The sequence below is a fragment of the Kitasatospora sp. NPDC092286 genome, assembly GCF_044755565.1.
Classification (GTDB): Bacteria; Actinomycetota; Actinomycetes; order Streptomycetales; family Streptomycetaceae; genus Kitasatospora.
In genome coordinates, this window is the sequence record NZ_JBIVRD010000005.1 from 17347 (window position 1) to 34513 (window position 17167).

The 17167-nt window shown below is 72.6% G+C and carries 1 protein-coding gene (cut by a window edge); it reads right to left on the reverse strand.

The features are described from left to right. Positions 1 to 17167 carry the 3' end of an EndoU domain-containing protein gene (locus tag ACIQIB_RS06870; protein ID WP_400757091.1) on the reverse strand. 18530 nt of this gene lie beyond the right edge of the window, so the window shows 17167 of its 35697 coding nt (coding positions 18531-35697); its start codon lies beyond the right edge, outside the window; it ends in the stop codon at positions 1 to 3.

Below are 17167 nucleotides of genomic sequence, written 5' to 3' on the forward strand. Positions count from 1 at the left end.
CTACCCGTTCAGCGCCCTGAAGATGTCGTCGGCCAGCGAGGGACCGACGTCGTTCAGCAGGTTCGGTGCCACGTCCGGGCCCGGGTGCGTCGGCGCGGCACCCGGCGCCGGCGCCGGCACGGGAACCGGCTCCACCGGGGTCGCGGCCCAGGCCCTGAGGTCATCGAGCGTGACGGTGCCCCCGTCGGCGGTCCGCTCTTCGATGAATCCGATCACCCTCCGCAGCACCTCGGCCCGCAACGACGCCCGGGGCGGCCATTCGAGCAGCTCCCGCACCAGGCGGGCCGCGGCGGTCGAGGAGCCGCCGGCCAGCTCGACCAGCCGGTGGGTCGCGCGGATGTGCTTGAGACCGTCCTCGTTCGTGCTCGTGAACTTCCCGTCGTAGGCCGTCCTCCCGACCCGGAACGTCCCCAGGAGCTGGTCGATCTCGGGGTCCGTCAGCTCGCTCTGCTGCCTCGGCTTCCCGCCCTCCCGCTCCGCCCTCGGAGTCTCCAGGGCCAGGTGGATCTCACGCAGGGCCGTCGGACTCTCGACGAAACGCAGCTCACCTCGCCGCTGCTCGCCGGTGAAGGTGGCGTAGGTGTCGTCCGGCACGTCCCGCTTGACCGTTTCCGCCAGCGGAATGTCGACCGTGAACGGGACGACCCCCTTCTCGGTGACCTTTTCGCGGTTTCCGTCGAAGAACGTCACCTCGATCTCGGCGGCCCCGGCGTAGCGGGCCATCGGGGTCGGGAACTTGCCGTTCGAGATCACCTGGCCCGCGTCGCCCAGCATGCCGCCGTCGCGCCACACCCGCTGGGCTCCGCCGGTGAGACCCGGGGTGTTGGTGATGTCGCCGGGGACCTTGAGGCCGACCTGGCCCTGGAGGCCCGCCTGCTTCGCGGACAGCTCGGTCAGTACGGAGCCGAAGGAGGTCCCGTTCGACGGGCTCAGCTCGACGGCGCTGTCGTTCTCCCGGTGTCGGAGCTCGACGAGCTTCACCCGGACCTCCACGCCCTTGTCCTGGCCCAGCAGCCATCGGCCCGGTGACGCCGTGGCGATCTCCATGCCCTGGCTCGCGGTACCGAACAGCGCCGACAGGTGGCTGTGGGAGGTGATGCTGCCGACCAGGTGGCCGATCCGGCGCCACGTCCCCGTGCCGAAGTACTTCCGCCCGCGCAGCCGCACCAGGTCCTGAACGCCTCCGACGTCGCCGAGCCAGCGCAGCACGTCGGTGTCGCGCAGTCCGGTCGTCCAGACCCGGTCCGGCGGGACCGTGGCGGTGACCGGCGCGGGCGGTTCCGCCGGGAGGGTCCGCGTCGGCTTGATCCCCGTGTTGGGCGCGGCGTTCTCCCTGGACGGGGGCACCGGCCGGGTCTCACCCGACTCGACGATGGTCTCGAAGCCGATCCTCGCGGTGCGCATCATGTGCACGGAGGCCCCGAACAGAGGCCGCCGGACGATCTCGAACTGCAGCTCCGCCTCGCCCTCGAAGGCGCTTCCCGCCACCTTGGCCTTGGTGGCGGAGCCGGCCGCGGTGGTCCGGCTCAGGAGGTCCATATGGTCCTTGCCCCAGCCGAAGTTGCCCGACAGCCCGACCGTCACCGGCACCGCCCCCGCCACCGGGATGGTGCCCGTCACCCCGGCGGTGACGTTGTGGCCCTGGCCGGCACCGAAGTTGGTGACGCCGTCGGAGCTGGCGAAGGTGCGCTGCACCTGGGTACCGGCGTTGAACTCGGTGACCCCGGACTCGCCCAGGTGGACCATCCTGTCGCGGAGCACGGCGCTGACGCGCACGGTGGTCCGCCCGTGCCGCACGACGATCTCGTCACCGGCCGTCATGGCCTTGAGCCTCGCCTGGAGCCTGCCCGGGGTGAGCTCCTCCACCAGCTTCCGCCGGATGCCGTCCCAGTCGCTCCTGAAGGGGTTGCTCCCCGACTTCGCCGACGCCGACGCCGACGCCGGCTTCCGGTCCGGATGCGGCCAGGGCTTCGACTCCAGCTGGTCCAGGATCGACTCGCCCAGCAGGTGCTTGGCCTTGGCCGTCGTCCCGCCCGTCGCCGTTTCCTTCGTCCCGCCGGTCTCCCGGACCGGGAAGACATCGCTGACGATCGCCGAGGAATCCAGCCGGCGGCCGTCCAGGAAGCCCGAGGGCTGCTTCTCGGTGGACCGCTCCGACGACGCGTGCAGGGGTTCCGCATCACGCAGCGGGACGGCCACCCTCGCGGTCGCCGTCACGTGATCGGTGTACGAGCCGTCGTGCACGTTCAGCCACTTGTACCTGACCTCGACGTCGTACTTCGCGGCGACGTCGAAGAACGCGGCCGCCTCGGTGTGCTTGCCCCGGTTCGAGACGGATCCGACGGTGTCCGTGGCATCGCCGTAGGTACGGTCCAGCCGGTAGGTGTAACCGCCGGTGACATCGACGAACTTGGACTTGAACTTGCCCAGGAATCCGCCCTGGTGGCGGTTGAGGCGGTCCCACGCATAGCCCTGGCCGCTCGACGACTGGGTACCGGACTCGAACTCGTACTTCCCCGCCATGGAGTGGTACTTGGCGTCTCCCAGTTTGGCCGTGACCGTGATCTCGGCGCTCCACAGCCGACCGGCGACGGTCTCGGTGATCCTGCCGCCCCGGGTGAGCTGGGAGAGCTGGGTCCTGAGCGCGACCCGGTCGAAGGTCTCACCGATCCGCCGCTTCACCTCGTCGGACGGCTCACCGTACTTCGACCGCACGGCCTCCTCGATGGTGCTGCGCACCTTGCCGGCGTCGCTCAGACCGTGGACGACGTAGGAGGCGTTCAGCTCATGGTTCTCACTCATCCTGCGCGGCGCGACGTACTTGTCGGTCTGGTCCTCGCTCCGGTGGGAACTGCTGGTCGACGTCTCCGTGGGGTGGCCGTCGCTCCCCCGGCTGCTGCCACCCGCGCTGGAGATCGTCCCGCCGTCGCCGGCACCGGTGTCGGTCTCCTTGGGTCCCTCGAAGACGGTCACCTTGTCGGACGTCCCCTCCTTGAGGGTCTCCCGGGCATCCAGGCCCACCTCGACATGCACGGGTGCCGAGACGTCGGGCTCGTCGCCGACCTTGCCCAGATGGATGTCCACCATCAGCTCGGCGCGGTAGATGACCTGCGCGACCGGGTACTTGCCGTTGGCGTACACCCGGTCGGCGTCACGGCCGCGCCAGGCGAAGCGGTCCCGCTGCTGGGTGCCGCCGGTGAGGACGCCCTCACCGCCCAGCGCCTCCCTCGCACCGCTGCCACCGAGTTGCCCCTGGGCGGCGTAGGTGCGCGCGCGCAGCCGGCGCTCGGCGGCGAAGGCGCCGGTCTCGTTCACCGGGTTCAGCTCGGCCTTGCCGTCCTCCCGCACCAGGGTCATCTTCTCGACCTTCGCGAAGGCGGTGACCACGATGCCGTCCTTGCCGTGCAGCTTCAGTTCCAGCGGCTCGCCCCGGGTCATCGCGGTGAGCCTGGACGCCAGCTTCGGCTGGCTGAGCAGGTGCATGACCTCCTCCCTGACCGAGTTCCACCCGCCCGGGAACTTCGCCGCGCCGCTCTTGTCCACCGCCTGGCGCAGCTCGGCGGTGCCCTCCAGGTCCCGGAGGACGACGGACTCGCCCAGCCCGTGCGATCCGGCCCCGGTGGGCCAGACGCTGTCCGGAGGCCTGATGACGTCGTACGTCGGCGGCACGACGGTCTGCTGGGAGCCGCCGACCGAATCCGACGCCGGCTCCGGCGTCTTCGTGTCCGCCTTGTCGACGAGGATCCGAACACCGGCGTCGCCCGCCGCATACCCCGTGGTCATGTCCTTGAAGGTCACCTGGAATTCGACGCTGCCGTCGTAGATCACGCCGGGCACCTTGGACTTGCTGGTGAGCTGGGACACCCGGCTCTGCCCCGAGACCTCGACGAACTCCCGCCCCAGCCGCCCCGTGGCTCCGGCGCCGGCCACGGGACCGTCCAGCTTCGGACCGAAGGTGGGCACGATCGGCAGCTGACCCGCGTGGCCACGGTTCGTCAGGCTGCTGCGCACCTGCTGGACGGTGGTTCCGATGTTGAACTCGGTCTCCTTGGTGGCGCCGACCTGATGCAGGCCGTCGACCCTGGCGGTGATCTCGGCCGCGGCGACCGTCCGGCCCGAGCGGTCGGTCAGCACGACCGTGAGCGGCTCACCCGCCGTCATGCTCTTCAAGTCCCGCTGGAGACGGGCGAAGTCGACCTCGGCCAGGATCTTCTGCCGCAGCTCGGGCCAGTGGGCGGCGGCCTTCTTCCTGGCGGCCTCCTCCTGTTCCAGCCTCCTCGTCCTCGCCTCCGCGGATTCCTGCCGACCCTCCTCCACAGGCTTCAGCCGGGACTCCTCCAGCGGCTTCAGCAGGACCTTCTCCACATGGTCCAGCAGCACCTCCACCGGCCGTCGGCCCTGGCGCTCGCCACGGGGCGAGAGGTCCAGCACGATGTCCTGGCCGCCGACCCGACCGTCCTGGAGACGCTGCGGAGGTGTCTGCTCCGGCGTGCCCGGCGCAAGCGGTTCGCGCACCGGGACGGCCACGGTCACGCCGATCTCCACCTTCTCCGTGGTGTGGCCCTGCTCGGTGCGAACCGTGGAACCCTCGTGCCGGAGCTTGCTGTAGTCGATCTCCAGGCTGATCTCCGACGTGAACACGTTGGCGGGTTCGGAGGTCTTCGAACGCGCCACCATCCCTCCGCTGTCCAGACTGACCTCGCCGTGGCCGCGGTCGTGGAAGTAGCCGGCGAGCTCGGCGAGGTCACCGGAGCTGCTCGAATGCTTGGCCTGGAAGCCGAGGTTGTACTGCCAGCGCACATCACCACGCGTCCCGGTCATGACCGACCGGTCCGCGCCGTTCTCGACCTCGATCTTCTCCTGACGCAGGAACGTCGACTTCTCGACCGTGGCACGCAGCGCGATGCTCCCGCTCCAGCCGTTGCCGTCGAAGGGAGCCACCCACACCTCGCCCCGGGAGAGCGCGGAGAGCATCGGGCGCAGCGTCGCCGGACCGAAGTAGGCGTCGGCGAAGGCCCGGGCCGCCATTTCATCGCCCGCCATGATCCGCTTGATCACGGCGACGACCTTGTTCCGCGCCGCCGCCTCGTGGTCGGTCAGGCCGATCAGGAGGTCCGTGCCCGCGATGTGCCCGCCCTTGGCGGGGCCCACCGGCACCGGCGGCTTCTCCGGCTCGGGCATCGTCGGCAACGGCTCCTCGACGATCTCGCTCTGCGCAGGAGCCCGCTGCTCGGCCGGCTCGATGGGGTTCTGGTCCGTCGGCTTGTTCTCCGGCGACAGGTCGTCCCGGCGGGAGTCGGTCTCGTCCTGCTCCTCCTGCTTCGGCTCCTTCGGCTCCTCCGACTCGTCCTGCTTCGGCTGCTTCGACTCGTCCTGCTTCGGCTCCTCCGACTCGTCCTGCTTCGGCTCCTCCGACTTGTCCTGGTTCGAGTCGTCCTGCTTCGAGTCGTCCTGCTTCGGCTCTTCCGACTCGTCCTGCTTCGGCTCCTCCGACTTGTCCTGGTTCGACTCCTTCGGCTCCTCCGGCTTCGGCTCCTCCGACGCCTCCCTCCTGAGCCCCTCCGACTCGGCGGACCGGGACTCCCGGGGGATGGAGGTGCTGGCGTCGTAGCGGCTGCCGTCGCGGTGATAGACCGACACGATCTCACCGTCCCTGGGCCCGAGCTCCGCGACGAGCTCCACCCCGCCGGCGCTCTCGCGCACCACCTGGAGCCGGATACGGAGCGCATGCGCCAGCACGGCCGGCAGCACGGCCGCCTCCGGTCCGGCCGCCGTGACCGCCCAGTCGTCGACCATGGACCTCAGCCGGTTCCGGACGAGCACGTGCCGCAGTTCCTCCCTCAGCCCCGGCCGGTGGCCGATGTCGACGAGGTTCGCGATCTCCCTCGGCATCGGGCGGTACTCGGTGTTCACCCACTCCCAAACAGACTCCCGCAGGAGCGTCGCCAGCCGGTCCGGCAGCACCTGCGTCGGCGAGTAGCCGAGGATGCGCCGGACCATCTCGGGCGCGGTGCTCGTGACCGATTCCAGAAGGCTGAGGACGTCCTCCCCACCGACCGGCAAGGGTGCCCCGACCTGTGACGGAAGCCGCTCGTCATCGGCAAGCCTGCGCGCCTCCTGCTCCTCCGCCGCCGCCTTGTGCGCCGCCTCCTGCTCGGCAGCCTTGTGCGCGGCCTCCTGCTCCTCGGCAGCCTTGCGCACCGCCTCCTGCTCGGCAGCCTTGCGCGTGGCCTCCTGCTCCTCCGCCGCCTTGCGCACCGCCTCCTGCTCGGCAGCCTTCCGCGCGGCCGCCTCCTGCTCCTCCGCCGCCTTGCGCACCGCCTCCTGCTCGGCAGCCTTCCGCGCGGCCGCCTCCTGCTCCTCCGCAAGCTTGAGCGCCGCCGTCTCCTCCTCGGCAAGCCTGCGCGCCGCCGACGAATCGGACTTCTGCTGCGACGACTCCCCGCCCGAGGTTCGCTCCATGAGCACGGGCGGCTCGATCGGCTTGCTGCCGTCGTAATGCCTACCGCGCACGTCGTAGTAGACCGCGACCCGTCGCCCGTCCGCCGGCCCGTAGCCGCCGAAGTCGTGGACGCCGTCGTGGTTCATCAACCGGAGACGGACACCCAGCGCATGGGCCAGTGCCGGCGGAAGCATCTCTCCCGCGTCCGACGACCATTCGCCCCGCCAGTTCCGGATGGTCCGGAGCAGTGCCGCGCGTTCGTGGGGCGATACCGGCTCGGTGGCCGCGATGACGTGCTGCGCGGCGAAGTCCACCAGTTCGTGTCGGCTCAGTCCCACATACGCGTCCCGGGATTCGGCCGGAATGCGCAGGAGCAGCTCACTGTCACTCAACGCGTCGAAGCTGCCGAGCCGCTGCCAGCGGAGGGCGGACACGACCTCGGCCGGGAATTCCGCCGCGTCCAACTGCCGGTAGTGGTCCTCGACCTGACGCCGAAGGCCCTCGATCGGGTCGGTGGATCGCGCCGTCCACCGCTCGACCAGGTCGGGTGCGCTCACGGAGACCGCCCGCAGCAGGCAGAGGCCGTCGCCCGCCACCTTCACCCGGGGCCCGGCCGGTTCGAACTCCTCCACGTCGCCGGGCCTGCGGCTCGACTGCGGGGTGCCGTCCGCCCCGCCCGGGGACATGGTGTGCTGCAGGACGGGGTGCGTGGTGGCGCCGCCCTGCGTCACGGGCCTGGCCCAGAAGTCGGTGATCAGTCCGTTCTCCTGGCGGATGAACACCCGGTGGGTCGGGAACGAGTGCCCGATGACCGGGGCCAGCACCGCGCCGGGTGTCTGGAGCCGCGTCCGGGCGAGCTGGTTCTGCGCGTTCTCCAGCACGTGGAGGGCGAGGCTTCGCCGGTTCGGCTCCGACCAGTGGTCGGGCATGCCCCGGCCCGCGTCGGCGGCGGGGTTGGGCATCGCCGCGTCCACCCTCGGGGTGTAGGTCTCCGTCATGCTGGTGACGGCCTGCGGACGGACGCCCGTCCCGGGCTCTCCCGGCGCCCGCAGCGGAGGCGGCGGCGGGGTCGTCGGAGCCAGCTGGTGCAACTGGCCGGGGTTGTTCTCCGCCAGCCAGCGGATGTACCCCGGGAGGTCGCCGTTGGCCATCGCCCGGACGTCGGGCAGCAGGATGTCGAGCGCCGACTGGAGGGCCCCGTTGCGGATCGCTGCCGCTTGCTGGGGCTCCAGCTGACGGGCCTGGTGGTCCGTCGCCGCGAGCAGGGTGACGGCGTCGTGGCCGGTGGTGCGCAGGGCCTGCGCCGGGTCCTGGACGAAGTCCAGCCTCAGGCGGACCAGCGACGGTCCGGCGCTGCGGCCGAGGTACTCGTCCACCCGGCGCTGCAGGTCGGCCCGGGCGGGGGCCGAGTCCCCGGCGCCGAGGTGGATGTTGAGCGAGAGTTCGACGCCGGCCTGGCCGCTGTCGAAGCGCACATGACGGAACGTCGCCGGCACCCCCGGGGCAAGCTGCCCCACCCAGGGGGTGGACTGTGCGACCACGTCGCCGGCGCTCCACCGCTGGTGCGGTTGAACGTCGGTCGGGCGGTGGGTGAGGTGCCGGCCGTCCAGGGTGATCCCCTCGATCCGCACGCCGCCGGCCATCCCGATCCAGCGCTCGGGCGTGACCCCGGGCGGGGTCCTCAGCTGCGCGTTCGCGTACGCGTGCGCCACCGCCTGCTCGACCTGGGCGGGCGTCCAGTTCTTGGGGTAGAGCGTGTGCGTCTGCCAGTCGGCGCGCCGGTGCCAGGACTCCGGGAACCTGGCCTCCGGGGAGTCCGGGTGGACCTTGGGGTCGAGGAACCAGACCGAGGACCGGTAGGTGCCGTTGTCGTTCACCTTCCACGGTTCGTCGACCCGGATGCCGCGGAACGTGGCGGCCACCGGGTTCTGCTGGTGGTGCACACCGTCGAGCAGGTGGCGGTTGCCGTAGCGGACGTGGTCCTCGGTCGCCTGGGTGAACGTGCTGTCCGTACGACGCCAGGGCAGGTGCGCGGGCATGTCCAGCCCGTCCTGCCAGTTCGAGGGGCGGAACGAGACGATCTCCTCGCCCCGCACCTCGCCCTCGATCCGCACCCCGGCGTACTCACCCAGGAAGTGGTAGCTCACCTCACCCGACCGCTCGATCCCGACGGTCCGGCGGGCACTGAGCGGGTGCTCACCGGGGCGCGGGCCGTCGAGCAGCCCGGCACCCGCCGAGGGGACGAGCGGCGGGGCGTCACCGGCCCGCCGGGCGGCGAGGTGCGCCTGCTCGGCCGCGTACACGGCCTGCTCCGTCGTCCAGTGCTTCGGGAACATCGTCCGCGTCGTCCGGCCGGGCCGGATCTCCTCGATGTCGCCCGCCAGCCGACCGCTGTGCGTCGCCCGCTCGGTGGTCGTGGCCCCCACCTGGAAGGTGCCGTTGGGGTTCAAGGACCCCGCCACCTCGGTCGGCCGCGGCCGACCCGAGCCCAGCGGCGGGTACAGGTGGCCGCCCTCACCGTTCCGGGTGCCGCGCAGCGCGGTCTCGATGACCTCGCCGCGCAGGCCGACCCGCGTCGGCAGCCCCTCGGGCGTGAAGGTCGCCTCGGGCCGGCCGAGGACCCGGTCGATGCCCGTCCCCAGCTGCCGCAGGTTGCGCGGCTGCATGACCAGGTCGGTCGCGAGGGCCGGCGCCGCCCGGTAGCGGTTGTCGTTGTCGAGGTCGAAGCGGCCGTCGGGGATCAGGATCTGGGATCCCATCATTCCGCCGTCCGTGTACTGGGCGCGGCGCCCGTTGCCGGGCTTCGCCTCGCGGTACTCGTCGGGGAGCCCGAGATGGTGGCCGAGCTCGTGCGCGAGGACGAATGCCGGAGTGCCCAGGTGCCAGGCCCGGTGGTGCTCGCGCATCGACTCGGGGTGGATCACGACGGTCTGGGCGGCCGGACCGGCGGTGTGGACGAGGCCGGCGCGGATTCGCAGCAGGTCGCCGTTGGGCAGCCGCTGGCCGAGGTTGTACGCCTGGTCGACGCCTTCCGCCAGCCGCCCCTTCATCGCCTCCAGTGCCGCACGGATTTCCGGGATCCGAAGATCCAGCCGACTGGTGTCCAGGTGGAGCCGGACCGTCAGTACCGTCTCGCGGTCCCCTCCGGGCAGGTCTCGCCGGTGGACCTCGAAGCGCTGGCCGGCGCGTTCCTCCATCCCCCGGACGAAGGCGTCCGTCGGCGGCCGCACCGTTGCCAGCGGGGCCCCCAACTGCTCATCGACGGAGACCCGTCGGGCGAGCGGCTCGCCCCAGAAGTCGGTGATCCGGCCGTTCTCGGTCCGCACGTTGATCCGGACGTCGCCGAAGCTGCCGCGGTGCACCACCGGAGCCGGGGGTCCACCGGCCGGGGCCTCGTGGGCCGGTGCGCCCTCGCTGTGCGTCACGATCCAGTGGGCGGCGTACCGCCTCGTGTCCTGCGACCACGTGGTGGGCAGGCTGCGGCCGGCGCCGTCGGCGAGGACCGGGGCGAACCGCTGCGCGATGTCCCCGGCCTCCCCGTGCACCCAGCCGCCGGCCGAAGGCTGCTGCTGCTGCGCCACGGCCAGCAGTCGCGCGCCCGGGGCCAACGGCGGTGCGCCGGCCATGAATTCGCGCACCAGGGCGTCCAGCCCGGAGGTGCCCATGGCCTCCGCGAGGTCCGGGAACAGCTCATCGAACGAGGTGATGGTCTCGTGGGCGACGTCGACCTGCGGCGCGTCCTCGGAGCCGGTGACGAAGTTGAGCCGCATCCTGACCAGACCGGTGGCGCCCGGCACCCGCGGGGCGTCGTGGAGGTGGGTGTCGACGAGCTGCTGCAGGTGCTCCCTCATGGCCTGGACCTGCGGGGCGTCCATCCCGTCGGGGTGCAGCAGCTCGATGTCGGTGACGAGCTCCACGCCCTCCTGGCCGCTGTCGAACAGCACCCGTCGGACGTCGACCTGCATGCCGTAGTCCTCACCCTGTGCTTCGTGGAACTGACCACGGTGGGCGACATGGTTCTCCGACCAGGCGGAGTGGGGAGCGTGCGGCTGGTTCAGGGTCGGGCTGTGGAAGACCACCCGGCCGTCCACGGAAATGCCCTCGATCCGCACGCCGCCCGCCTCGCCCACCCAGCGCAGGACCTCGCCTGCCCCCAGCGGCTGGAGGTGGCGGCCCAGCGGTGTCTCGACCCAGTGCAGGGTGCCGGGGGTCTCGCGATCGGCGTAGATCCTGTTGGCGAAGGCCTCCTGGACCCGCTGGTCGGTGATCTGCGCCGTCCAGTCCAGCGGGTAGTACGCCTCCTTGCCCGGCGCGTCGGCCGCGCGGCGCAGGTTCCAGGGCAGGCCCGCCTCCACCGATCCGGGCGTGACCCCCGGGACCGGCGACCAGTCGTGGACGCGCACGACACCGTTGTGGTCCACCGTGTGGTTCGGGGCCGGCCAGGCACTCGGCCGCACCGGCTCGGGCGGCGCGCCGCCCGGGGTGCGCCGGTGCCAGACCCCGCCGGCCGGCTGCCCGATCGGCGTGCGCGCCGAGCCGGCCGCGTCGGCGGACCCCGCTCCGTGGACCGAGGCGGTGTGCAGCAGCGCCGGCTCGGCGTCCCCGTCCAGGAGTATCTGGCTGTCCGGGTACACGTCCTCGTCCGTGGTGTGCACCGGCGTGTGCTCGTCCGTGGTGTGCACCGGCGTGTGCAGCGGCGCCCCGGGGCCCGCCTGGTGCCCGGCCGCGGGGTTCGGTTCGGCCCAGAAATCGGTGATGAGACCGTCCACGAAACTGACCGTCACCCGATGGCTCGGGAATTCGTGCATGACGGTCCCCACCCGGGGGAGAGCCCCGCCCTGCTGCGCGCGCCGCTGCCGGAACTCCTCCAGGACTTCGAGGGCCACGTTCCTGCGGTCCGCCTGCGACCAGTGTGCGGGCATGCCGTGCCCCGCCCCCGCCGCGAGACCGGGCATGGCCTGGTCGCTCACCCGCGCGGCGACCGACGCCGCCATGTCGACCAGTTGAAGATCCGCCGGACGCCTCGCCGTCCCGGGCAGGTCCGGCGTACGCAGCGGCTGCGTCTGCGGGGGGTCGTACGTGGTCCGGCCCAGGTGCGTCGGCATCTGCCCGGCAAGGCCCCGAACGACATCGGGCAGGCTGCGGCCGGTGATGTGCGTGATGTTCATGACGTCGGGCATCAGGGCGATCAGGGCGTCACGCCGGCCCCCGCCGAGGATGGCGGCCCGGTCCTGCTCCGGCGCCCCCAGGGCCCGGCTCTCCGACTCGCCGATGAAGACCATGGGGTTCAGCGCGAGGCTGCGGGCCTGCGCGGGGTCGTCGACGAAGACCAGCCGCACCCGGGCCAACGTCGGCCCCGCAGGTTCGGTGAGGTAGTCGTTGATCCGGTTCTGCAGCCGCGTCCGCTCCTGCGGAGTGACCTCGTTGGACACGTGGACGGGGACGTCGATCGTGACGCCGGTCTGTCCGCTGGGAAAGATGAAGTGGCGGGCGGTCAGACGCCGCCCGGGGGCGAGGTCCACCGGCAGGCCTTCGGAGCGCCACAGCTGGTTGGGGCTCCACCGGCTGTGCGGCTGCGAGGTCGCCGGCCGGTGCACCAGGTGCCGGCCGTCCTGGGTGGTGATGCCTTCGATGAGCACGCCGTCGCCGAGCCCCCTCCACCGCTCCGAGCCGTCGGCCAGGAGTTCCCCCGGGCCCCTCCGCTGCTGGTAGGCCTCCGCCACCGCGGCCTCGATCCGGTCGCGCGTCCACCGCTCGGGGTAGAACGTGTGGCCCTCCTCGCCGGTCTGCCGGCGTTCCCAGTTGGCGGGGAGCCGGGCCTCGACCGAGTCCGGGTGGATCCCGGGCCTGAGGTACCACACGGTGGCCCGGTAGGTGCCGTTCTCGTTCATCGCCGACCGCGTGTGCGGGTCGACCCGCACGCCGTGGAACCGGGCGGCGACGGGGTTCCGGTGGTGGTGGACACCGGTGAGCTCCCGCCGGTCCCCGTAGTGCTGGAACCGGTCGGCGGCGGTGGTGAACGTGCCGGCGGAGCGGTACGGCAGGTGGGCGGCCGCGTCCAGGCCGTCCTGCCACTCGGACGGCCTGAACGAGACGATCCGGTCGCCCCGGACCTCGCCCTCGATCCGCACGCCGCCGTACTCGCCCAGCCAGTGGTACGTGCTGTCCGCCCCCCGCTCCCGCGCGCTGCTCTCCGCGGTCGCCCGACTGCGCTGGTACCCCTCCTCCCGGCGGGCCGTGAGCGGGTTCCCGCCGTCCGGCATGCCGCCGTCCGACGGCCGTTCGCCCGCCCGGAGGGCGGCGTGGTGGGCCTGCTCGGCCGCGTAGGCGGCCTGCTCCACCGTCCAGTGCCTGGGGAACATCGTCCGCGTCGTCGGAGCGGAGCGGGGCACCTCGATGTCGCCGGCCAGGGTGCTGGTCCGGACCGTCCGTTCGACGGCCTCCCCCGCCACCTCGAAGGTGCCGTTGCGGTTCAGGGAACCGGCCACCACACGCGGCTGCTCCCGGTCCCCGCTCGACGAGGGGAACAGGTGGCCGCCCCGGCCGCGCGGTCCGTCCTCGCCGTGCAGCGCGGCGCGGATGACGTCGGCTCCGAGCTTGGCCCGCTTCGGCAGCCCGTCGGCCGTGTAGCCCTGGGTGACCCCGTCGAGGGTCCGGTCGATACCCGCACCCAGCTGGCGCAGGTTGCGCGGCTGCAGGACCCCGTCGGTCATGATGCGGACCGGCCCCCCGCCGAGGTGGTCCGCGCCGATCGAAGCCCGGCCGTCGGGCTCCGTGCGCAGGGATCCCATCAGGCCCCCGTCCGGATACACGGGGCGGCGTCCACGACCGGGCCTCGCCTCGGCGTACTCGTCGGGCAGCCCGAGGTGGTGCCCGAGCTCGTGGGCGAGCGTCGTCGCGTCGGTGCCCAGGTGCCACTGCTGATGGTGCTCACGCCCGTCCCTGGCAGTGATCGCCACGGTCCGGGCGGCCGGACCGGGGGTTTCGAGGAGTTGGGCCCGGACCCTCAGCAGATCGCCGTTGGGCAGCCGCTGACCGAGGTTGTAGGTCCGATCGACGCCCTCCGCCATCCGGGCCCTGAGCTCGTCCAGCGCCTGCCGGATTCCGGGATCCCTCAGGTCGAGGCCGCGGGTGTCCAGGTGGAGCCGGACCGTCACCACACTCTCGTGGTCCCCTCCCGGCAGGTCGCGCCGGTGCACCTCGAACCCCTGGGCATCACGTGCCTCCAGTCCTCGGACGAACTCCCACTCCGGCGGTCCCACGGTGGTGAGGGGCCGCCCCAGGTCCTCCGTGACGGAGACGTTGCGGTGGTGTGCCTCGCCCCAGAAGTCGGTGATCAGACCGTTCTCGGTCCGGACGTTGATCCGGAGGCCGCCGAAGGAACCGCGGTGAACCATCGGGACCGCCGCCCCGCCGACGGCGTCGGCGAGGGGCGTGCCCGCGTTGTTCGTCCGGACCACGTGCGCGGCATACCGCCGCGCGTCCGCCGGCCAGTCCTGCGGCAGACGCCGGCCGGCGTCGGTGGCGAGGCCGGCCGCGAACGACGACGCGACGTCCTCCGCCCGGCCGTGGACCCAGCCGTCGCCCGGCCCGGTCCCGGTGCCGTCGTGCGGCGACGGGACCGACACGGCGTGCAGCCGGGCCCCCGGGTCCAGCGGCGGCATCCCGTCGACGAGCTGGTCCAGCAGACCGTGCAGCCCGGCCTGCTCGACCTCCATGGCCAACGCGGGCGCCAGCTCGTCGAAGCCGGTCACGGTGTCTTCCCGCATGTCGATGCGCGGGCGGCCCTCCGACACGTCGTCGAACTCCAGCCGGAGCCGGACCGGCGGGGCACCGGGCGACCGGAGCGCGGCGTCCTGGACGTAGGCGTCGGCGAGCCCCTGCAGGTGCTCCATCATCGCCTGGGCCTCAGGGTGTTCGAGGCCTCCGGGGTGCCGCAGCTCGAACTCGGCGGTGACCTCCAGGCCTTCCTGGCCGCTGTCGAACAGCACCCGCCGGACGGTCAGCGGTGGTCCGAGGGCCACGGCGACCGGCACGTGGGCGTCGCCGACGTGGGCCACGTGGTCCTCACCGGGCCAGCCGGCATGCGGCGCGTGCGGCTGGTGCAGGGTCGGGCTGTGCAGGACGATCCGGCCGTCGACGGCGATGCCCTCGATCCGCACACCGCCCGCCTCACCGACCCAGTACTGGGCAGTGCCGTTGGGCAGTTGCTCAAGGCGTCGGCCCTGCGGCCCCTCCACCCAGTGCAGGGAGTCCGCCGGCATGTTCTCCGTCCGGAACCTGTTGACGAACGCCTCGACGGCATGCTGCGCGGTGGTCTGCGCCGTCCAGTCCCGCGGGTAGTACGCCCCCCTGCCCGCGGCCTGCGCCGGCCGGCGCAGGTTCTGCGGGAGGGCCGCCTCCGGCGACCCCGGGGCGACTCCGTCGACCGGCGACCAGTCGTACACCCGCACGACACCGTTGTGGTCCGTGCTGTGGCTGTCGGCCGGCCAGGCGGAGGGGCGCACCGGTTCGGTCGGCGTCCCGTCGAGGTTCGTCGCGGGGTGCCAGACCCCGCCGGCGGGGGGAACGGTGCGGGCCCGGGCCGGGCCGCCGGCGCCGGCGCCGGCGGGAGTGCCGACCGACAGGGTGTCCGGCCCCACGGCCCCGACGATGCCGCTGTGCAGCGGGCCGCCGTCCGTGGTGCCCGGTGCGAAGTGCTGCGGGAGGTCCCCCGGGCCCCCCGTCAGCAGACTCGCCAGACCGTCCACCATCCCGGCCATGTGCTCGTCGTACACGCCCCCCGGCGGCGACGCCTCCGGACCGTCCCCCGCCAGCAGACTCGCCAGACCGTCCACCATCCCGCCCATGTGCTCGTCGTACACGCCCCCCGGCGGCGACGCCTCCGGACCGTCCTCCGCCGGCGGGTTCCCGGGCCCGACCTCCTCCGGATCGGGGTGTATGACCAGGGGTTCGACCGTCCCGGGCAGACCGGGCGCGCGAAGTGGCGCCGCCTCGACCGCCTGAGGGGCGCGCGGGAGCGGGACAAGGGCCCCCACAGGATGCTGCCCGGCCAGCGAGTGGATGTACTCCCCGAGGAACTGCCCCTGATGCTCCGAGAGGACATAGACGTCCGACGTCAGGGCGTAGATGAGGCCACGAGCATCGTTCCGGCTCGCGTTCGGGCTCTCCAGGCGTCCGAGCCAGGACACCACATCCCCGGCATTCCCCCCACGACTGTGCGCAGCCGCCGGGTCGTCGGTGAAGGCCAGCCGAAGCCGCGCCAGGTCACCTCCCTGGCCGAGGTACCTGTCCACCTGGTACTGCAGCCTGGCCTGGAGCCCGGCTGGGTCGGTCGCCACCTCGTCCGGACTCAGGTGGACCGGAACGGTCAGCTCGGTCCCCGTCTGGTCGCCGGCGAACTGGACTGCGCGCAGCCTCCCTTGGCGGCCCGGCGCGAGCGAGACGGTGTTCTGGGGCGACTCCGCGACGATGGTGGAGTCGTTCCACAACCGGTGCGGTTGGTCGAGGGTCGGGCGGTGGGTGAGGTGCCGGCCGTCCAGGGTGATCCCCTCGATCCGGACGCCGAGTGCCGTGCCGATCCAGTGCTCGGGCCCGGCACCGGGCGGGCTCTGCTGACGACGGTTCGCGTACGCCTCCGAGACCGCGTGCTCGACCGTGGAGGGCGTCCAGTTCCTGGGGTAGAACGTGTGGGCCTGCCAGTCGTCCCGCCGGCGCCAGGAGTCCGGGTGCCTGGCCTCGGGGGAGTCCGGGTTGATGCCCGGCTTGAGGAACCACACCCCGGCCCGGTAGGTGCCGTTGTCGTTCCTCATCCACGGCTCGTTGACCCGAATGCCGAAGAACTCGCCGGACTCCGCCGTCGGCTGGTGGTGCACACCGTCGAGCGTGTGGCGGTTGCCGTAGCGGACGTGGTCCTCGGTCGCCTGGCCGAACGCGCCCTCGGTGGAACGCCAGGGCAGGTGCGCGGGCTTGTCCAGCCCGTCCTGCCAGGTCGAGGGACGGAACGAGACGATCTGCTCGCCCCGCACCTCGCCCTCGATCCGCACCCCGGCGTACTCACCCAGGAAGTGGTAGGTCAGCTCGCCCGACCGCTCGATCCCGACGGTCCGGCGGGCACTGAGCGGGTGCTCACCGGGGCGCGGGCCGTCGAGCAGCCCGGCACCCGCCGAGGGGACGAGCGGCGGGACGTCGCCCGCCCGGCGGGCGGCGAGGTGCGCCTGCTCGGCCGCGTACACGGCCTGCTCCGTCGTCCAGTGCTTCGGGAACATCGTCCGCGTCGTCCGGCCGGGGCCGGGCACCTCGATGTCGCCCGCCAGCCGACCGCTGTGCGTCGCCCGCTCGGCGGTCGTGCTCTCCACCTGGAAGGTCCCGTTGCGGTTCAGCGACCCGGCCACCTCGGCCTGCCGTGGCCGCCCCGAGCCCGGCAGCGGATACAGGTGCCCGCCCCGGCCGTCCGGGTTGCCGCGCAGCGCGGTCTCGATGACCTCGCCGCGCAGGCCGACCCGCGTCGGCAGCCCGTCGGCCGTGAAACCCGCCTCGGGCCGGCCGAGGACCCGGTCGATCCCCGTCCCCAGCTGCCGCAGATTGCGCGGCTGAAGGACCTGGTCGGCCGCGCGGCGCTCCGGCCACCCGTAGGGGTTGTCGCTCTCGACGTCGAAGCGGCCGCCGCGGATCACGGTCTGGCCTCCCATCAGACCGCCGTCCGGGTACACCGCGCGGTGGCCC